This window comes from Streptomyces bobili, from assembly GCF_002154575.1.
Taxonomy (GTDB): Bacteria; Actinomycetota; Actinomycetes; order Streptomycetales; family Streptomycetaceae; genus Streptomyces; species Streptomyces bobili.
The window spans coordinates 1-19,749 of record NZ_MUBA01000289.1 but is presented as its reverse complement, the minus strand read 5'-3'; the positions used below and the strand labels follow the sequence as shown (position 1 = coordinate 19,749).

Below are 19,749 nucleotides of genomic sequence, written 5' to 3'. Positions count from 1 at the left end.
AAGGGCGTCTACGAGGGCCGCGCCGATGTCGCCGAGGGCCTGCTCGGCCCGGCGCTGCCGTGGGCGGCCGGGCTGCGCACACCGGTCACCCGCGCCGAGGCGGGCGACCCGGCGGGGCGGACCGTCACCATCGGCACGTTCACCGACCGCGCCGAACTCCCCGAGGTCGCCGCGGCCCTGCAGCAGCAGCTCCAGAAGGCCGGATTCACGGTGAAGCTGGACGTGCGCGAGTACGCCAACATCGAATCCGACGCGCTGGCGGGCGAGTTCGACGCGTTCATCCTGTCGCGCGCGACCGTCCTCGACTCCGGTGATCCGGCCGCCTACCTCTACAGCGACTTCGCCTCCGACGGCTCCTTCAACATCGCCCAGCTCAAAGCCCCCTCGGTGGACGCCGAGTTGAGGAAGGCCGGCGAGACGCCCGCCGGTGACGCCCGCCGCAGGGCCGTCATCGCCGCCGAGGCCGCCGTCCTCGCGACCGACGCCGCCGTGCCGATGCTGCACGAGCGGGTCATCCAGGGTGACGCGGCCGGAGTCGTCGGCGCCGCCCACGACCCGCGCGAGCGGGAACTCGTCACGGCCGCCACCCACGTCAAGTGAGACTCCCCGCCCGTCGGCGGTGGCCCGGTGCCGCCGGGACGACCCGGTCCCTGTCCCTGCTCGCGGTCGTCGCCGCCGTCGGCCTGCTGCCCTGGCTGTCCGGCCGCGACCCGGCCCTGTCCGTCCTGCGGGCCCGCTCCGCGGAGCAGGAACCCACCCGGGAGGCGCTGGACGCCATCCGCCGTGACCTCGGCCTGGACGCCGGTCCGCTGTCCCTGCTGGGCGGCTGGGCGGCCGGCCTGGTCCGGGGTGACCTCGGGATCTCCTGGGTGTCCGGCACCGACGTGGGGCCCTCCGTGCTGGCCGGGCTCCAGGTGTCGCTCGCCCTGATGGGCGCGGCGTTCGGGGTGGCGGTGCTGCTCGGTGTCGCGCTCGTGGCGCCGGTGCTGGTGCGCGGGCGGGCGTCGGCCGGCGCGGGCGCCGCGATGCTGGCGGCCGTCCCGGAGTTCCTGCTGGCCACGGTCGGGCTGCTGGTGTGCGGGGTGTGGCTGGGCTGGCTGCCGACGTCCGGCTGGGACGGCCCCTCGTCCATGGTGCTGCCCGCGGTCGCGCTCGGCGTCCCGGCCGGCGGTCTGCTCGGCCGCCTCGTCGCGGACGCGCTGCCGGCCGTCCTGGAGGAGCGGTGGGTCGAGCTGTGGCGGGGCGCCGGAGTGAGCCGCGCCCGTGTCTCGGCCGCCGCGCTGCGCCGCGTACTCCCGCCGCTGGTACCGCAGTTCGGCATGGCCGCGGTCGGCCTGACCGGTGGCGCGGTCGCCGTGGAGACGGTGTTCGCGGTCCCCGGCATCGGCCGTACGGCGCTGGGGGCGGCCAAGTCGCAGGACCTGCCGCTGCTCCAGGGCGCGGTCCTGGCCCTGCTGCTCCTGGGCCTGGTCACCGGCGCGCTGTCGGCGCTCGTACGGCGGCGGCTCCTGGGCCCCGCCCTGCGGGACGCCTCGCTGTCGCTGCCGCCGCCGCTGCCGGTCCGCGTCCACCCCGCGATCCCGTTGACCCTGGCCGCGCTGCTCGCCACCGCGATCGGCTGGGGCCTGCTGCGCGACCCGTACGCGGTGAACACGGCCGTCCGGCTGACCCCGCCCTCCTGGGCACACCCGCTCGGCACCGACGGGCTCGGCCGGGACGTCCTGGCCCGCCTCGGACACGGCGCCGCGTCGACGGTCGGCACGGCGGCGGCCGTCTGCCTGCTCAGCCTGGTCCTCTCCCTCGCGCTGGGCTTCCTGCCCGGGGTCGCGGCCGGGGCGGCGGACATCGCCAACGCGCTGCCCCCGGTGATCGTCGGCATCCTGGTCGCGGCCGTCGCGGGCCCCGGCACCGGCGGAGCGGCCTTCGCGGTCGCCCTGATCTCCTGGCCGCCGCTGGCCGCGCACGCGGCGGCACTGGTGCAGGAGGTGCGGGCGTCGGGGTTCCTCACCGCCCAACGGGCCATCGGCGCACCCCCGTCGTGGATCCTCACCCGGCACGTGCTGCCCACGGTCGCCGCGCCCGTCGCCCGGCACGCCCTCCTCCGGCTGCCCGGCATCGCCCTCGCCCTGGCCTCCCTGGGCTTCCTCGGCCTCGGCGCCCAGCCCCCGGCCCCCGAGTGGGGGCTCCTCCTGGACGAGTCCCGCGCCTACGTGGAACGCGCCCCGTGGGCCGCCCTGTCCCCGGCGATCGCCCTGGCCCTGCTGGCGGGACTGGCGGTGTCGGGGGCGGCGTACGCGCAGGGCGTCGCACGAACTCCCGGAAAGGAGGCTCCCGTTGGAGTCTGAGGTGACGCAGGCGCCGCCGGTTCGGCACCCGAGTCTGCTCTCGGTCCGTGACCTCCGTGTCTCCTTCGTCGGCACCGAGGCCGTACGCAGGCTGTCCTTCGACGTCCGCCCCGGTGAAGTCCTCGCGCTGGTCGGGGAGTCGGGGGCGGGCAAGTCCCTCACCGCGCGGGCCCTGCTCGGGATGCTTCCGCGGGGCGCGGCCATGAGCGGGGAGATCCGGCTGGACGGTTCCGCGGACCTCGCCGCCGCCCGAGGCCGCCGTATCTCGCTCGTGCCGCAGGACGCCCTGTCCGCCCTCTCCCCCGTGCACCCGGTCGGCGAGCAGCTCGCCGCCGCCGTACGGTCGCTGCACCGCGTCTCCCGCGCCGAGGCCCGCGAGCGTGCCGTCGCCGCGCTGGACCGGGTGGGCATCCCGGACGCCGCCCGGCGGGCGCGGGCGTATCCGCACGAGTACTCCGGCGGGATGCGCCAGCGGGCGGTGATCGCGATGGCGATGCTGGGCGAACCGGACCTGGTGGTCGCCGACGAGCCCACCACCGCGCTGGACGCCGAGCGCCGCGAGCAGGTGCTGCGGGTGCTCGCCGAACAGCGTGAGGCGGCCGGCGCGGCCCTGCTCCTCGTCACCCACGACCTGGACGTCGTACGCGACCACGCGGACCGCGTGCTGGTGATGTACGCGGGACGGCTGAGCGAACTCGGGCCCGTGGGCGAGGTGTTGAACCGTCCGCGCGCCCCGTACACCGCCGGACTCCTCGCCTGCCTCCCCCAGGACGGCCCCCGGCGCCGCCGGCTGCCCACCCTCCCCGGCACGCCTCCGGCGCCGGGCGCCCTGCCGCCCGGCTGCGCCTTCGCGCCCCGCTGCCCACTGGCGGCGGACGTGTGCCGTACCGGGGAACCGGAGCCGCGGACGGTGGACGGGCGGCTCGTCGCCTGCCACCGGGCGGACGAAGTCCCCGCCGACACCGTCACGTTGTTCGCGGAAGGACGACCGGCATGACCGCACCCCTGCTCGACGTGCGGGACCTCGTGGTCCGCTACGGGTCCGTCACCGCCGTGGACGGCGTCTCCTTCGCCCTGGAGGCCGGCGAGACCCTCGCCCTCGACGGCCCGTCCGGCTGCGGCAAGTCGACCACCGCCCTGACCGTCCTCCAGCTGCGCCGCCCCGACGCCGGCGAAGTCCGCTTCGAGGGGCGGGAGTTGACGACCCTCACCGAACGCGAGCTGCGCCCCCTGCGCCCGCGCATGCAGCCGGTCTTCCAGGACCCCTACGGCTCCCTCAACCCCCGCCACCGGATCCGCGACGCGGTGGCGGAACCCCTGAAGGTCCAGGGTCGATGGACCGACGCCGACGGCCCCGCGCGCGTGGCCGCACTCCTCGACCGGGTCGGCCTCGACCCCTCGTACGGCGACCGCCGCCCCCACGAACTCTCCGGCGGGCAGTGCCAGCGCGCCGGCATCGCCCGCGCGCTCGCCTCCGAGCCGCGCCTGCTGGTCCTCGACGAACCCGTGTCGGCCCTGGACCCGTCGGTCCGCGCGGGGGTCCTGAACCTGCTGGCCGACCTCCAGGACGACCTGGGGCTCGGCTACCTGTTCATCTGCCACGACCGGGCGGTGGTACGGCACTTCGCGGACCGGGTGGTGCGGATGCGGGACGGGCGGATCAGCCCTTCGTCGCCGCCGCGATGACCTGGCGCAGCCCTTCCGCGAGCTGGTCCGCCTCGGGCGCGGTCTTCGGATCGAAGGACCACTGCGCGATGAGGCCGGTCATCAGGGTCACGTAGAACAGGCCGACGGTGTCCGCGGTCTCGTCGGACACGTCCTCCTCGCGACCGCCCATGAGCAGCGGGATCAGCCCGCGACCGGCCTCCCGCTGGGCCCGCGACAGATGGTCGCGGACCTCGGGCAGCTTGTCGCCCATGACGATGATCTCCATGCTGAGCCGCCACAGCGAGCCGGGTTCCCGCATGGTGTCGATGATGTTCGCCCACACGCACCGGAAGCGTTCGAGCGAGCCTGGCTCCCCCGCCGGCCCCGCGCCGTCGCCCCCCTCGAAGGCGTCGCCCATCCCCTCGACCAGCGACACGTAGGCCTGCGCCAGCAGCGCGTCCTTCGAGCCGTAGTGGTAGCCGATCGAGGCCAGGTTGGTCCCCGACTCCTTGACGATGTCGCGCGCCGTCGTGCGCACGAAACCCTTGGCCAGCAGGCAGCGCTTGGCGCCTTCGAGCAGATCCTCACGGTGTCCCATACGGGCCACCTTACCCACGATCCATACAACCGTCCTATACGTTCGATTTATACGCTCGTTCTAGACAAGCGTTTAATACGCCCGTACATTGCTGGGCATGACGAACTCGACGAGCACGACCGCACGCGCCGGCCGCCGCGAATGGACCGCGTTCGGCGTCCTGATGCTCCCGCTGCTGCTGGTCTCCATGGACGTCTCCGTCCTCTACTTCGCGATCCCGTCGATCAGCGCGGACCTGGAGCCGTCCGGCACCCAACAGCTGTGGATCTTCGACATCTACGCCTTCGTCCTGGCCGGCCTTCTGATGACGATGGGCTCCCTCGGCGACCGCATCGGCCACCGCAGGCTCCTCCTGATCGGCGCCGCCGCCTTCGGTACGGCCTCGATGGTGGCGGCGTACGCGAACAGCGCCGAGACCCTGATCGCGGCCCGCGCGGTCCTCGGCATCGGCGGTGCGACCCTGATGCCGTCGACGATGGCCCTGCTCCGCACGATGTTCACCGACCCCGGTCAGCGTGCGAAGGCGATCGGCATGTGGTCCGGGGTGATGACGGCGGGCATCGCACTCGGCTCGGTCATGAGCGGTGTGCTGGTCGAGTACTTCTGGTGGGGCTCGGTCTTCCTGGTCAACCTGCCCGCGATGGTCCTGCTGCTGGTCCTCGGGCGAGCGCTGCTCCCCGAGTCGAAGAACCCCGCCCCCGGCCCCTTCGACTGGCCGAGCGTCCCGCTGTCGATGGCCGCCGTGCTCCCCGTGGTCTACGGCCTCAAGGAGATCCCGTCCGAGGGCTGGAACGTCCGTTACGTTGTCTCGATCACCGTCGGCCTGCTCTTCGCGGCCCTCTTCGTGCACCGCCAGCGCACCACGGCCTCCCCGATGATCTCCCCCGCCCTGTTCCGCGGCCGCGGCTTCGCGCCCTCCGTCGCCCTGAACCTCGTCTCGGCCTTCGGGATCATGGGGTCGGCCTACTTCACCACGCAGTACCTGCAGTCGGTGCTCGACAAGAGCGCGCTGGAAGCGGCCCTGTGGGCGCTGCTGCCGTCGGTGCCGATCGGGGCCGCCGCCCCGGCCGCCACCGCCCTGGTGCAGAAGGGCGTCGACCGCGCCCACGTCGTCACAGCGGGCTTCGCGATCGCCGCGGGCGGCTTCGCGCTGCTGTCCCTCGCCGGGACGGACTCGATGTGGCTGGTGCTGGTCGCGTGCGCCGTCCTCGCCGTCGGGGGCGTCATCGTGATGTCCCAGATCATGGACCTCGCGATGGGCACCGCTCCGGTGGAGCGGGCGGGCACCGCGTCCTCCCTGATGGAGACCGGCACGGAGTTCGGCGGCGCCCTGGGCATGGCCGTCCTCGGCTCCATCGGCACGGCGGTCTACCGCCACGAGATGCCCGCCTCGGCCCCGGCCGAGGCCCGCGAGACCCTGGGCGGGGCGCTGGCCCTCGCCGACGAGGTGCCTGGCCTGGCGACGGTGGCGCGGGAGGCCTTCACGAGCGGGATGAACGGGGCGGCGATCGCCGGGGCGGTGCTGCTGGCGGGCGCGGCGGTCCTGGCGGCGGTGACACTGCGGGGAGTCCGGGCGGCGCACTGCAAAACGCCGGACGGGCAATGCAGCCCGTCCGGCGTTTGAGGACGCGGCCCGTTCAGGGCCGCAGGGGTCCGGGGGCTCAGCCCCCAGGAACCCCCTCCGACTTCAGACCAGATTCACCGCACGCGCGGACGCCGCACCGATCTCCACGGCGACCTCCGCCAGGACACCCGCCGGGACCGAGTCGTCCACGGTGAGGACCGCGAGGGCCTCACCGCCGACCGCCGCACGGGCGACCTGCATGCCGGCGATGTTGATCCCGGCCTCGCCGAAGACGCGCCCGACGGTGCCGACGACACCCGGACGGTCCTCGTACCGCAGCACGACCATGTGGTCGGCGAGCGCGAGGTCCACGTCGTACTCACCGACAGCGACGATCTTCTGCAGGTGCTTCGGACCGGCCAGCGTGCCGGAGACCGAGACCTCCTCGCCGCTGCTGAGCGTGCCTCGCACGGTGACCACGTTGCGGTGGTCGGCCGACTCCGAGCTGGTCGTCAGCCGCACCTCCACGCCGCGCTCCTGGGCGAACAGCGGGGCATTGACGTACGACACCGTCTCGTCGACGACGTCCTCGAAGACACCCTTGAGGGCGGACAGCTCCAGCACCTTCACGTCGTGCTGGGTGATCTCGCCGTAGACCTCGACGTCGAGGCGGACGGCGACCTCACCGGCGAGCGCGGTGAAGATGCGGCCGAGGCGCTCCGCGAGGGGCAGGCCCGGCTTGACGTCCTCGGCGATGACGCCGCCCTGGACGTTCACCGCGTCCGGGACCAGCTCACCGGCGAGGGCGAGGCGCACCGAACGGGCGACGGCGATGCCGGCCTTCTCCTGCGCCTCGTCGGTGGAGGCACCGAGGTGCGGGGTGGCGACGACCTGGTCGAACTCGAACAGCGGGGAGTCCGTGCAGGGCTCCTTGGTGTACACGTCGAGGCCGGCGCCGGCGACCCGGCCCTCCTTGAGCGCCGAGTACAGCGCCTCCTCGTCGACGATGCCGCCACGGGCCGCGTTGACGATGCGCACGCTGGGCTTGACCTTGCGCAGCGCCTCGTCGCCGATCAGACCGACCGTCTCGGGGGTCTTGGGCAGGTGGACGGTGATGAAGTCGGAGACCTCGAGCAGCTCGTCCAGCGACAGGACCTTGACGCCCATCTGCGCGGCCCGCGCGGGCTGCACGTAGGGGTCGTAGGCGACGACCTTCATGCCGAAGCCCGACATGCGCTGGGCGACGAGCGCGCCGATGCGGCCGAGGCCCACGACGCCGAGGGTCTTCTCGGCCAGCTCCACGCCGGTGTACTTGCTGCGCTTCCACTCGCCGTTCTTCAGCGCGGCGTTGGCCTGCGGAATGTGGCGGGCGGTGGCGAGCAGGAGACCGCACGCCAGCTCGGCGGCGGTCACGATGTTGGAGGTGGGGGCGTTGACGACCATCACGCCGGCCTTGGTGGCGGCGGACACGTCGACGTTGTCCAGGCCGACGCCGGCTCGCGCGACGACCTTCAGCTTCTTCGCGGCGGTGATCGCCTCGGCGTCCACCTTGGTGGCCGAGCGGATCAGGATCGCGTCGACATCGGCGATGGCCGGGAGCAGTTCGGCTCGATCCGCTCCGTTGCAGTGCCGGATCTCGAAGTCCGGGCCGAGTGCGTCCACGGTCGCGGGCGACAGCTCTTCAGCGATGAGTACGACAGGTTTCGAGCTCACGTGAGTCCTCACAAGTCCAAAGCGTGCGGACGGCCGTCCCGACGGCCGCAGGCGGAGGAGGGGCTAGCCGCGTGGAAGACGCACGACGCTGTGGGCCTGACGCGTATTAGTGCAGCAGTGTAGTGGCGCGGCGAGGAGCGTCTTGCGCCTCTGCGGAAGGATCACCCGTCCGTGGCTGGACGGGTTGGACAACACCATGACACACGGCGTTACCCCTGGTTAACCGACGAGGGCCGGAGCGAATCGCTCCGGCCCCCGGTGTGAGGCTTACGCCTCCTCGTCGACCCAGCTCATCAGCTTGCGCAGCTGCTTGCCGGTGGTCTCCAGCAGGTGCTCGGAGTCGGCCGTCTTGTACTCGTTGTACTTCTTCAGACCGCCGTGGTACTCGTCCATCCAGTTCTGGGCGAAGGTGCCGTCCTGGATCTCGGCGAGGACCTGCTTCATCTCGGCCTTGGTGGCGTCCGTGATGATGCGCGGGCCGGTGATGTAGTCGCCCCACTCGGCGGTCTCGGAAACCGACCAGCGCATCTTCTCCAGGCCGCCCTCGTACATGAGGTCCACGATCAGCTTCAGCTCGTGCAGGCACTCGAAGTAGGCGATCTCCGGCTGGTAGCCGGCCTCGACCAGGGTCTCGAAGCCCGCCTTGACCAGCGCCGAGGTGCCACCGCACAGCACGGCCTGCTCACCGAACAGGTCGGTCTCGGTCTCCTCGGTGAAGGTCGTCTTGATGACACCGGCGCGGGTGCCGCCGATGGCCTTGGCGTACGACAGGGCCAGCGCGAAGGCGTTGCCGGTGGCGTCCTGCTCGACGGCCGCGATCGCGGGGACGCCGCGGCCCTCCTCGTACTGACGGCGGACCAGGTGGCCCGGACCCTTCGGGGCGACCAGGGCGACGTCCACGCCGGCCGGGGCCTTGATGAAGCCGAAGCGCACGTTGAAGCCGTGCGCGAAGAACAGCGCGTCGCCGTCCTTCAGGTTCGGGGCGATGGACTCCTCGTAGACCTGGGCCTGGATCGGGTCCGGGATGAGGATCATGATGAGGTCGGCCTCGGCGGACGCCTCCGCCGGGCTCACCACGCGCAGGCCCTGCTCCTCGGCCTTGGCCTTGGACTTGGAGCCCTCGTGCAGACCGACCCGCACGTCGACACCGGAGTCGCGCAGCGACAGCGCGTGGGCGTGGCCCTGGCTGCCGTAGCCGATGACCGCGACCTTGCGGCCCTGGATGATGGACAGGTCGGCGTCAGCGTCGTAGAACAGCTCGGCCACTTTGGGTTCTCTCCTTGGTGTGCAGGTGTTGCGTCCCACCGTATGACGGCGGGCGGAAGGGAAGTCTCGGGGTCTCGGTATACGGGCGGCCGGTGTCGGCCGGCCGCCCGGTTCCGTCGCCTCGCGTCGTTACGCCGACCGGTCCAGCGCGCGCAGCGACCGGTCGGTGATCGAACGGGAGCCGCGGCCGATCGCGATCGTGCCGGACTGGACCAGCTCCTTGATGCCGTACGGCTCCAGCATCTTGAGCATGGCGGTGAGCTTGTCGCTGCCGCCGGTGGCCTCGATGGTGACGGCCTCCGGGGAGACGTCCACGGTCTTGGCGCGGAACAGCTGGACGATCTCGACGATCTGGGAACGCGTCTCGTTGTCGGCGCGCACCTTCACCAGAACGAGTTCGCGCTGAACGGCCGATCCGGGTTCCAGCTCGACGATCTTCAGCACGTTGACGAGCTTGTTGAGCTGCTTGGTGACCTGCTCGAGCGGCAGTTCCTCGATCACGTTCACCACGATGGTGATGCGCGAGATCTCGGGGTGCTCGGTGACGCCGACCGCGAGCGAGTCGATGTTGAAGCCGCGGCGGGAGAACAGGGCGGCGATCCGGGCGAGGATGCCGGGCGTGTTCTCCACCAGGACGGAGAGCGTGTGCTTGGACATGTCTCTTGGGTCTTCCTCGCTCAGTCGTCTTCGTTGTCGCCGAAGTCGGGGCGGACGTCCCGTGCGGCCATGATCTCGTCGTTGGAGGTGCCGGCGGCGACCATCGGCCACACCATCGCGTCCTCGTGGACGATGAAGTCCACGACGACGGGGCGGTCGTTGATCGAGTTCGCCTCTTCGATGACCTTGTCCAGGTCGGCCGGGTCCTCGCAGCGGATCGCGTAGCAGCCCATCGCCTCCGACAGCTTGACGAAGTCGGGGACGCGGGTGCCGGCGCTCGGCTGCTTGCCGTCCGCCTCCGGGCCGCTGTGCAGCACGGTGTTGGAGTAGCGCTGGTTGTAGAAGAGGGTCTGCCACTGGCGGACCATCCCGAGGGCGCCGTTGTTGATGATGGCGACCTTGATCGGGATGTTGTTCAGGGCGCAGGTGGTCAGTTCCTGATTGGTCATCTGGAAGCAGCCGTCGCCGTCGATCGCCCAGACGGTCTTGGAGGGGACACCCGCCTTGGCGCCCATCGCGGCCGGGACCGCGTAGCCCATCGTGCCCGCGCCGCCGGAGTTCAGCCAGGTGGCGGGCTTCTCGTACTGGATGAAGTGCGCGGCCCACATCTGGTGCTGGCCGACGCCCGCCGCGAACACCGTGCCGTCGGGCGCGAGCTGCCCGATGCGCTCGATGACCTGCTGCGGGGAGAGCGAGCCGTCCGCGGGCTGGTCGTAGCCCAGCGGGTAGGTCTCGCGCCAGCGGCTGAGATCCTTCCACCAGGCGGTGTAGTCGCCCGGCCCGCTCTCGGTGTGCTCCTTCTGCACGGCCTGGATCAGGTCGGCGAGGACCTCGCGGGCGTCGCCCACGATCGGCACGTCGGCGGCGCGGTTCTTGCCGATCTCGGCCGGGTCGACGTCCGCGTGGACGATCTTGGCGTACGGCGCGAAGCTGTCGAGCTTCCCGGTGACGCGGTCGTCGAAGCGGGCGCCGAGGGCGACGATCAGGTCGGCCTTCTGGAGTCCGGTGACGGCGGCCACCGAGCCGTGCATGCCGGGCATGCCCAGGTGCAGCGGGTGGGTGTCGGGGAACGCGCCCAGCGCCATCAGGGTGGTGGTGACGGGCGCGCCGGTCAGCTCGGCGAGGACCTTCAGTTCGGCGGTCGCCTGTGCCTTGAGGACGCCGCCGCCGACGTAGAGGACCGGCCGCTTGGCGGCGGTGATCAGCTTGGCGGCCTCGCGGATCTGCTTGGCGTGCGGCTTGGTCACCGGGCGGTAGCCGGGCAGGTCCATGGTGGGCGGCCAGGAGAAGGTCGTCCGCGCCTGGAGGGCGTCCTTGGCGATGTCGACCAGGACCGGGCCGGGGCGGCCGGTGGAGGCGATGTGGAAGGCCTGCGCGATGACGCGCGGGATGTCCTCGGCCTTGGTGACCAGGAAGTTGTGCTTGGTGATCGGCATGGTGATGCCGACGATGTCCGCCTCCTGGAAGGCGTCCGTGCCGATCGCCTTGGAGGCGACCTGGCCGGTGATCGCGACCATCGGCACCGAGTCCATGTGGGCGTCGGCGATCGGGGTGACCAGGTTGGTGGCGCCCGGTCCCGAGGTCGCCATGCAGACGCCGACCTTGCCGGTGGCCTGCGCGTAGCCGGTGGCGGCGTGTCCCGCGCCCTGCTCGTGGCGGACGAGGATGTGACGGACTCTCGTGGAGTCCATCAGCGGGTCGTAGGCGGGAAGGATCGCACCGCCCGGAATGCCGAATACCGTGTCGGCGCCGACTTCCTCGAGAGAACGGATGAGGGACTGCGCACCCGTCACGTGCTCGACGGGCGCGGAGTGCTGTCCTCCGGATCGGGGCCGCGGCTGCGGGTGATGGGCCCCGGTGGCCTGCTCGGTCATCGGCATTCTCTTCTCGATGCTGAGGGTTTTTTGCGAGGTTTGTACGGTGTTCGACTGCTGGACTGCAGGTACTGGTGCAACAAAAAACCCCTCGTGCCAAAAGGCAAGCGAGGGGAGCGCGCCGGTGTGGTCGCTGGGGATTCCGGATCGTCCTCCGGTGCGTCCCAGCTCAGCCGACGCGCTGTCCAAGTACGAGAATTCGGGTGCGCATGGCATTGACCCTCCCCCCGGCACGCACCGACTGTCAAGTGGGTGGGACGGGGGTCTCATTATGTGAGCGAAGGGTCGTGCCACCACCGAGGTTTCCGCCTCCCAGGACGGCCGGGACACCCGTGGTGAACACCCCCGCGGCGCCCCCGGCGAACGCGGGCTCGGCGGGCCCGTGCGGCAACGGGCAGCTGCCCCGCGCGAGTGCCCGGCGCAGCCGGTACTCGTCGAGCGGTCCGGCGAACGCCATGCCCTGCCCGTGCGTGCAGCCCATCGCGCGCAGGGCGACGACCTGCTCCGGGAGGTCCACGCCCTCGGCCACGGACTGGAGTCCGAGTTCTCCGGCGATCCTCAGCAGCCCACTGGTGATCTTGTGCAGCCGGGCAGACTCCACGACCCCCTCGACCAGCCCCCGGTCGAGTTTCAGTATGTCGGCGGGGAGCCGGCGCAGGGCCGTTATGGCCACGCCGCCACCGAAGCCGTCCAGCGCGATCCGGACACCGAGGCGCCTCAGTGCGGCGAGCCGGCGCTCCAGGTCGTCCAGGCAGACCCCGGCGTCGATGTCGGACAGCTCTATCACCAGGGACCCGGACGGCAGCCCGTGGCGGGTCAGCAGGGCCTCCACGGAGCCCAGCGGCAGCGACCGGTCCAGCAGCCGCCGGGCACCCAGCTGGACCACCACCGGTACGTTCAGCCCGCTCGCGGCGCGGTCGGCGGCCTGCTCGACGGCCTGCTCCAGCACCCAGCGGCCCAGCTCGGCGGTCCGGTCACCCTCGTCCGCCACCCGGAGGAACTCGGCGGGCGTGAACAGCACACCCTGGGACGACCGCCAGCGGGGCTGCGCGGCGACCGACGAGATCCGGCCGTCGTCCAGCCGCACCACGGGCTGGTGCAGCAGCGCGAACTCCCCGTCGTGCAACGCGGCCCGCAACCGCGTCGCCAGCTCCGCCTTGCGTACGACGTCCTGCTGCATCTGCGGCTTGTACAGCTCGACCCGGCCCTTGCCGCCCGCCTTGGCCCGGTACATCGCCAGGTCGGCGTTGCGCAGCAGCTCTCCTGCGCCTAGTCCCGCCTCGGCGAAGGCCACGCCGATGGAGGCGGCGACCCGCACCTCGTTGCCGTCGATCAGATAGGGCTGGGAGAGCGTGAGCCGCAGCCGGTCGGCCAGCTCCAGTATGTGACCCTCTCGGGCACCGCGGTCGCGCGTGCCGTCGCCGACGATCAGGGCGGCGAACTCGTCGCCGCCGAGCCGGGAGGCGGTGTCGCCCTGCCGCACGGCGTCCTGGAGTCTGCGGGCGGCCTGGATGAGGAGTTCGTCGCCGGCCTGGTGGCCGATGGTGTCGTTGACGGCCTTGAAGCCGTCCAGGTCGATGAAGAGGACCGCGGTGTTGCGCAGGGCGGTGCCCCGGTCGGAGCTGCGACGCCCGGAGAGCGCCTGCTGCACGCGCCGGGTGAACAGGGCGCGGTTGGGCAGGTCGGTGAGCGGATCATGCTCGGCGTTGTGCTGGAGCTGCGCCTGGAGGCGGACCCGCTCGGTCACGTCGCGGCTGTTGAAGATCAGGCCGCCGTGGTGCCGGTTCACGGTGGACTCGACGTTGAGCCAGCCTCCGCCGTCGCCGAAGCGGAACCGGCACTCGATGCGCGTGGTGGGTTCCTCCTGGGGGCTGGCGGCGAGGAAGCGGCGTACCTCGTGCACCACGCACCCCAGGTCCTCCGGGTGGATGAGGTCGGCCAGTTCGGTGCCCACCAGGTCTTCGGCGGTCCGGCCGTAGACACCGGCGGCGGCCGGGGAGACGTAGCGCAGGACGCCGCTGGGGGCGGCGATCATGATGACGTCGCTGGAGCCCTGCACCAGGGACCGGAAGTGGTTCTCCTTCTGGGCCAGTTCCTGGGTGAGGGTGATGTTGTCGAGCAGCATGATGCCCTGGCGCACCACGAGGGCGAGCACGACGGCGCCGCCGGTGAGGAGGACGACGCGGTCGACGCTGCGGCCGTTGAGGACGTTGTAGAGGATCCCCAGGGTGCAGACGGCGGCGGCCAGATACGGCGTGAGGGCGGCCAGGGAGCCCGTGATGGGGCGGGTGACCGGATAGCGGGTCGCCTCGGCCCCCGGCACGGGCGTCCGCACGGGCTGACGGCCGTGCGCGCGCTGTCCGGGCAGGTGCTCGTGCACCACGCGCGTGTGCCGCTCGGCGCCCGCCCTGCGGTGCCGCCCGGCGGCCCAGGGGGCGTAGGCGAGGAGCAGGGATCCGGCGAACCAGCCGGCGTCGAGGAGCTGGCCGGAGCGGTAGTTGTTGTGCAGCAGCGGTGAGGTGAACAGGGCGTCGCACATCACGGTCAGCGCGAGGGCGCTGACCGCGGTGTTGACCGCGGTGCGGTTGACGGGCGAGCGCCGGAAGTGCAGCACCAGCACCATGCTGACCAGGGCGATGTCGAGCAGCGGATACGCCAGGGTGAGCGCCGCGGTCGCCACGCTCGGTCCGTCGAGGTCGGCGGCCTGGGCCAGCGCGAGGCTCCAGGACAGGGTGAGCAGCGAGCCGGCGATCAGCCAGGCGTCCAGCGCGAGGCAGATCCAGCCGGCCTTGGTCACGGGCCGGGCGGCGAGCACCAGCAGCCCCACGATCGCGGGCGGTGCGAAGCAGAGGAAGAACAGGTCGGCGAGGCTGGGGCTGGGCACGGGCCGCTCCAGGACGACCTCGTACCACCCCCAGATCAGGTTGCCGAGGGCCGCCATCGCCGAGGAGAACGAGAACAGCAGCCAGGCGGGGCGCAGGCGGACGCGGCGGGTGCGCGCGTAGAGGAAGCAGGAGACCGAGGCGGCGCCGGCGGCGGCGGAGAGGCCGAAATCCCCCATGATCAGGGCGACATGGTCGGAGCCCCAGCCGAGCGCGGAACCGACGGCGTATCCCGCGCACACCAGGGCCAGCAGGAGTTGGTGGACCGTGTTCGATCCGGGGCGGCCGAAGGACGGCGGCCTGGCCGGCGGCGTGCCCGCCGGGGCGGGGGCCTGCGCCCGCGGCGCTCCGTCGAGGAGGGTCGTGGAGGTCGGCGGGGAACTCACCGGATCCTCCAGGTCCGTGCCGCTCCCGCGTCCCGCACGCCCCGGTGCGCCGGGTGCGTGTGACCGCGGCGGCCGCTGTGCCTGCGGTGGTGACGGCCGGTGGGCCGGCTTCCGTGACCGGCGGGGCCGTCGCTTCCGCGCCCGGCCGTGCAACAGGGCCGTCGGCGGCGGCTCCGCCTCGTCGGGTCGTTCGTCCATCGGCCGTGCATCGCCCGTCGCCCCCCTCACAGTCTGAGATGTGCATCCCCGGCGCCGAACGGTGCACGGCGCAGCCCCTGTCGGGACGATACACCAGTCTCGTCACTCAGGGACATAGCTTCTCTACGCTCAGTGACGACCAGCGACTATGCCGGTACGGACCGCGTCCGCGGGACTGCGGAGGGTGCCCGAAGCGGACCGCACGTGTGCCGTGGCTGTCATTCCTCGTCGGTGGCACCCGTCGTAAGGATCACGTTGCGCAGGGGCTCCCGGTTCACGAATCGTCCCAACTGGTCCACCAGCAGGCGCTTGGCGCGCGGCAGGAAGGCGGACGTGGGCCCGCCGACGTGCGGGCTGATCAGCACGCCCGGCGCCTGCCACAACGGGTGGGCCCGCGGCAGGGGTTCGGGGTCGGTGACGTCCAGGGCGGCGGTGAGCCGGCCGCTCTCCAGCTCCGCGAGCAGGGCCTTGGTGTCGACGACCGCGCCACGGGCGACGTTGACCAGCAGCGCGCCGTTCCTCATGCGGGCGAGGAAGCCGGCGTTCACCAGGCCACGGGTGCTCTCGGTCAGGGGCGTGGAGAGGATGACGACGTCCGCCTCGGGCAGCAGCGCGGGCAGTTCGGTGAGTGGGTGCACGGGACCGCGCGCCGTAGTGCGTGCGGAGCGCGCGACGCGCGCCACCCGCGCGACCTCGAACGGCGCGAGCCGGTCCTCGATCGCCGAGCCGATCGCGCCGTACCCGACGATGAGGACGTTCTTGTCGGCGAGCGCGGGGTGGAACTCGCTCTGCCAGTGGCCCTGTTCCTGGGCGCGCACGAATTTCGGGATGCCGCGCAGGGAGGCCAGGGTGAGGGTGAGCGCCAGCTCGGCGGTGCTCGCCTCGTGCACCCCGCGCGCGTTGCAGAGCTGTACGCCCGGCGGGAGGTCGGCCAGGCGCGCGGTGACGTCGTCGACGCCCGCGGTGAGGGTCTGGACGACGCGGACGTTGCGCATCCGCGGCAGCGGGCGCACCTTCACGGGCTGCCGCTTCATGTAGGGCACGACGTAGAAGACGCAGTCGGCGGGATCGCCCGGGAACTCCTGCTCTCCGGTGGGACCGCCGTCCCAGAAGAGGGGGTTGAGGCCCTCGGGGAGCCCTTCGATCTCGTCCGGCGGGATGGGCAGCCACAGGTCAGCAGTCATGGTCAGGAGGCTATGTCAGGCACGCGCGGGTGCAGAGGTTAGGTTGATGGTCCGGGCTAGGGAGGTCACGAGCAGGTGGAGCGCAGGACGATCGGCGCGGCGGCGCTCGCGGTGGGGGCCGTCGGACTCGGGTGCATGCCGATGAGCTGGGGGTACAGCGGGTCGCGGCAGCGGGGCGACGAGTCGCTGAGGGCCCTGCACCGGGCGCTGGACCTGGGGGTCTCCCTGCTGGACACCGCGGACATGTACGGCCCGTTCACCAACGAGCTGTTGCTGGGGCGGGTGTTGAAGGAGCGGCGCGGGGACGCGTTCGTGTCGACGAAGGCCGGACTGCTGGTCGGCGAGCAGCACATCGTGGCCAACGGCCGTCCCGGCTATGTGAGACGAGCCTGTGACGCTTCCCTGCGTCGGCTCCAGACGGACGTCATCGACCTCTACCAGCTGCACCGCGCGGACCCCGAGGTCCCGGTGGAGGAGACGTGGGGGGCGATGGCCGAGCTGGTGCGCGCGGGCAAGGTACGGGCGTTGGGCCTGTGCGCGGTGGGCGCGCGGGGCGGACGCCGTGCCGGCGGGCGGCTGTACGACGCGACGATCCGTCAGTTGCGGCGCGTGCAGCAGGTGTTCCCGGTGAGCGCGGTGGAGGCGGAGCTGTCGGTGTGGTCGCCGGAGGCGCTGGACGCGCTGCTGCCGTGGTGCGAGACCCGCGGTATCGGGTTCCTGGCGGCCATGCCTCTGGGGAATGGTTTCCTCACCGGCACGCTGACGCCGGGCGAGGGCTTCGAACCCGATGACATGCGGGCCCGGCATCCCCGTTTCACCGCCGAGATGATGGCCGCCAACCAGCCGGTCGTCGCCGGGCTGCGCCGGGTGGCCGCCCGGCAGGGCGAGGGCGTGACGGCCGCGCAGGTGGCGCTGGCCTGGGTGCTGGCGCAGGGCCGGCACGTGGTGCCGGTGCCGGGGGCCAAGCAGGAGCGGTGGGTGGCGCAGAACGCGGGGGCGGCCGGGTTGCGGCTGACCGCGCGGGACCTGGCCGAGGTGGCGGAGCTGCCGGCGGCCCGGGGTTCGTGGGACTGAGGGCCTCCGGGCGGCTCCGTGGAAGCCGGGGCGGCGGAATCGGGTTCCGGAGATCGGGAACTCGAAGGGCGCGAGCGGTGTATGACAAGGAGAACCTGCCGCTGGACCGCCGCGTCGAAGGGACCAAGATCGTGCAACGTCGCGCAGTGACGGCCGTGCTGGCCGCGAGTGTGCTCCTGCTGTCGGCAGGCTGCTCCTCGGACGACGAAGGGTCCGGCGCCGCCCCGAGCCCGTCCCCCAGCCCCACGGCGGCCGGCTCGTCCGCGTCGCCGGCCGAGGAGACCCCGCCCGCGAAGGGCACGGTCGAGGTGGTGCGCACCGTCGCCGAGGGTCTGAACACCCCCTGGGGCCTCGTGCCGCTTCCCGAGGGCGGCCTGCTGGTCGCCTCGCGCGACGAGGGGACGATCACCCTGGTCGACGAGGAGAGCGGCACGAAGACCGAGCTGGGTGAGGTGCCGGGCGTCTCGGCGGCCGGCGAGGGCGGCCTGCTCGGCATCGCCCTCTCCCCCGACTACGCCTCGGACCACATGGTGTACGCCTACTTCACCTCGGCGTCCGACAACCGCGTGGTCCGCATGCTGTACGACGCCGGGCGCCCCGTCGGCGAGCAGCTGGGCGCGCCGGACACCGTGTTCCGGGGCATCCCCAAGGGCATGATCCACAACGGTGGGCGGATCGCCTTCGGCCCCGACGGCCTCCTGTACGTGGGCACTGGTGAGAGCGGACAGCAGGGTCTGTCGCAGGACAAGGAGTCCCTGGGCGGCAAGATCCTGCGGCTGACCCCGGAGGGCGAGCCGGCGCCGGGCAACCCCTTCCCCGACTCCCCGGTGTACTCGTACGGCCACCGCAATGTGCAGGGTCTCGCCTGGGACGCGAAGCAGCGGCTGTTCGCCGCCGAGTTCGGCCAGAACACCTGGGACGAGCTGAACGCGATCGTGCCGGGCGGCAACTACGGCTGGCCGGAGGCCGAGGGGAAGTCCGACGACGGGAAGTACCGCGATCCGCTGGACCAGTGGGGCACCGACGAGGCCTCGCCCAGCGGGATCGCCTACGCCGAGGGCTCGATATGGATGGCGGGCCTGAGGGGGCAGCGCCTGTGGCGCGTCCCGCTGAAGGGCACGGCGGCGTCGGCCGACTCACAGGCCTTCCTGGAGGGCGACCACGGCAGGCTGCGTACCGTCGTCGCGGCGGGCGGCGGCAAGCTGTGGGTCACGACCAGCAACACGGACGGCCGGGGCGCGCCGAAGGAGGGCGACGACCGGATCCTGGAGCTGAAGGTGAGCTGAGGGGCCTCCCGCGCGCGGGCCTGCCGTCAGCCGCCGGGCTCCTCGGGCGGAGCCGTGTCGGGCGCGGCTGCATCGGGGGGCGCCGGTTCGGGCGGTCTCACGACCAGGACGGTTCCGGACGCGAGGTCTATGGGCCCGTGTCCGGGATCGGCGTCGCCGACGTCCTCCCTGGTCAGCTCCAGACGGTTCTGCTCGTCACGGGTGTGCTTGCGGCCGGGTGCGAACAGTTCGTCGAACATGTTGAACACGGCGCCTCCCTGGCCGGTTCCCGCCAGCCTACGCCTCACCCCACGGGCGGCACCTGGAGAGCTTCGGCCGGGAAGAGCCCCAGCCGGTGCGCCACCGCAGCCGCCTCGCCCCGTCCGGCGACGCCGAGCTTGGCCAGGATGTTGGAGACGTGGACGCTCGCCGTCTTCGGCGAGATGAAGAGGGCCTCGGCTATCTGGCGGTTGGTACGGCCGGCCGAGACCAGACGCAGGACGTCGCGTTCCCGTCCGGTGAGACCGAGCGCCTCGACGGGGTCGGAGGCGGCCGGGGCCCGTCGGGGACCGGGCGTCAGGGACAGCCGGGCCCGCTGGGCGAGCCGGCCGACCGCGTCGGCGAGGGGCCGTGCGCCCAGGTGGGCGGCGACGGCGTGGGCGAGGCGGAGCAGTTCGGCGGCGCGGTCGCGTTCGTCGTCACCACCCTCCGTGAGGAGTGCCTCGGCCAGCCGGTACCGGGTGCGGGCGAGGTCGTGGGGGCGCTCCATCGTCTCGAAGGCGGTGACCGCCTCGGCCCAGTCCGCGGGGCCGCCGCCGCCCTCGGCGCGCAGCAGTTCGGCCCGCAGCCACAGCTCGTGTGCCCGCCAGACGGGGACGACGGCGACGATCTTCTTGGCGGCCTCCCGGATGCGGGCGAGGAGCTCGTCGCGGCCCTGGTCGGCGCCGGGCAGGCCACGGGCGTCGCCCTCGGTGGCGGCCCCGGTGAGGAGCAGCGGCCAGGCGTAGCGATGGGCGCCGGGCGGGAAGCCGCGGTCGAGGGCGCGGGCGAGATGGGCGCGGGCGTCCGGAAGGCGGCCCTCGCCCGCGGCGAGGGC

General features: G+C 72.4%; 16 protein-coding genes. 7 read left to right on the top strand and 9 right to left on the bottom strand.

All coding sequences use genetic code 11. The features are described 5' to 3' along the window. The 4 genes from BZL64_RS23205 to BZL64_RS23190 all read left to right on the top strand — a co-directional run. On the top strand, positions 1-600 hold a 600-nt coding region (locus BZL64_RS23205; RefSeq protein ID WP_341868824.1), incomplete at its 5' end, for an ABC transporter substrate-binding protein. Next, a complete protein-coding gene (locus BZL64_RS23200; protein ID WP_086771131.1) occupies positions 597-2,345 on the top strand; it encodes an ABC transporter permease subunit in 1,749 nt (582 codons plus the stop codon). The genes BZL64_RS23205 and BZL64_RS23200, both read left to right, overlap by 4 nt. Then, the gene (locus BZL64_RS23195) at positions 2,335-3,342 is read left to right on the top strand and encodes an ABC transporter ATP-binding protein (RefSeq protein WP_244205452.1); all 1,008 of its coding nucleotides are present in this window, start codon (positions 2,335-2,337) and stop codon (positions 3,340-3,342) included. Before BZL64_RS23200 ends, BZL64_RS23195 begins: the two co-directional genes overlap by 11 nt. Continuing rightward, the gene (locus tag BZL64_RS23190) at positions 3,339-4,031 is read left to right on the top strand and encodes an ATP-binding cassette domain-containing protein (protein ID WP_086771129.1); all 693 of its coding nucleotides are present in this window, start codon (positions 3,339-3,341) and stop codon (positions 4,029-4,031) included. The genes BZL64_RS23195 and BZL64_RS23190 overlap by 4 nt, the downstream gene beginning before the upstream one ends. On the opposite strand, the gene BZL64_RS23185 is transcribed toward BZL64_RS23190, so the two are convergent. Continuing rightward, positions 4,006-4,590: a TetR/AcrR family transcriptional regulator gene (locus BZL64_RS23185; protein ID WP_086771128.1), complete on the bottom strand. Its 585-nt coding sequence runs from the start codon at positions 4,588-4,590 to the stop codon at positions 4,006-4,008. The genes BZL64_RS23190 and BZL64_RS23185 overlap by 26 nt on opposite strands. A 97-nt stretch (positions 4,591-4,687) precedes the next feature. Here BZL64_RS23185 and BZL64_RS23180 point away from each other — a divergent pair, with 97 nt between their 5' ends. Continuing rightward, on the top strand, positions 4,688-6,214 hold the full coding sequence (locus tag BZL64_RS23180) for an MFS transporter (protein WP_086771127.1): 1,527 nt from the start codon (positions 4,688-4,690) through the stop codon (positions 6,212-6,214). A 63-nt stretch (positions 6,215-6,277) separates the two neighbouring features. On the opposite strand, the gene serA is transcribed toward BZL64_RS23180, so the two are convergent. The 6 genes from serA to BZL64_RS23150 form a co-directional block, all read right to left on the bottom strand. Further along, positions 6,278-7,867: a phosphoglycerate dehydrogenase gene (gene serA, locus BZL64_RS23175; protein WP_086771126.1), complete on the bottom strand. Its 1,590-nt coding sequence runs from the start codon at positions 7,865-7,867 to the stop codon at positions 6,278-6,280. A 267-nt stretch (positions 7,868-8,134) separates the two neighbouring features. Then, the gene (gene ilvC, locus BZL64_RS23170) at positions 8,135-9,133 is read right to left on the bottom strand and encodes a ketol-acid reductoisomerase (protein ID WP_086771125.1); all 999 of its coding nucleotides are present in this window, start codon (positions 9,131-9,133) and stop codon (positions 8,135-8,137) included. Positions 9,134-9,262: 129 nt separating this feature from the next. Continuing rightward, complete coding sequence (gene ilvN / locus BZL64_RS23165) at positions 9,263-9,790, bottom strand: acetolactate synthase small subunit (RefSeq protein WP_073494430.1); 528 nt, start codon at positions 9,788-9,790, stop codon at positions 9,263-9,265. Positions 9,791-9,810: 20 nt separating this feature from the next. Then, positions 9,811-11,664, bottom strand: a complete 1,854-nt coding sequence (locus BZL64_RS23160; protein WP_208639501.1) for an acetolactate synthase large subunit — start codon at positions 11,662-11,664, stop codon at positions 9,811-9,813. A gap of 244 nt (positions 11,665-11,908) precedes the next feature. Next, the gene (locus BZL64_RS23155; RefSeq protein WP_167396188.1) at positions 11,909-14,932 is read right to left on the bottom strand and encodes a putative bifunctional diguanylate cyclase/phosphodiesterase; all 3,024 of its coding nucleotides are present in this window, start codon (positions 14,930-14,932) and stop codon (positions 11,909-11,911) included. Between the two features lie 416 nt (positions 14,933-15,348). Further along, a complete protein-coding gene (locus tag BZL64_RS23150; protein ID WP_208639500.1) occupies positions 15,349-16,314 on the bottom strand; it encodes a 2-hydroxyacid dehydrogenase in 966 nt (321 codons plus the stop codon). Between the two features lie 75 nt (positions 16,315-16,389). Here BZL64_RS23150 and BZL64_RS23145 point away from each other — a divergent pair, with 75 nt between their 5' ends. Next, positions 16,390-17,388 (top strand): aldo/keto reductase, encoded by a 999-nt coding sequence (locus BZL64_RS23145; RefSeq protein ID WP_086771122.1) that lies wholly within the window; start codon positions 16,390-16,392, stop codon positions 17,386-17,388. 146 nt (positions 17,389-17,534) lie between these two features. Further along, positions 17,535-18,674, top strand: a complete 1,140-nt coding sequence (locus BZL64_RS23140; RefSeq protein ID WP_167396190.1) for a PQQ-dependent sugar dehydrogenase — start codon at positions 17,535-17,537, stop codon at positions 18,672-18,674. Positions 18,675-18,700: 26 nt separating this feature from the next. Here BZL64_RS23140 and BZL64_RS23135 read toward each other — a convergent pair whose 3' ends face one another. Continuing rightward, positions 18,701-18,922 carry a DUF6191 domain-containing protein gene (locus BZL64_RS23135; RefSeq protein ID WP_086771120.1) on the bottom strand — a complete coding sequence of 74 codons (222 nt, stop codon included), beginning with the start codon at positions 18,920-18,922 and terminating at the stop codon, positions 18,701-18,703. Between the two features lie 35 nt (positions 18,923-18,957). After that, positions 18,958-19,749 (bottom strand): helix-turn-helix transcriptional regulator (locus BZL64_RS41270; RefSeq protein WP_244205451.1); only part of this gene is annotated, 792 nt, incomplete at its 5' end.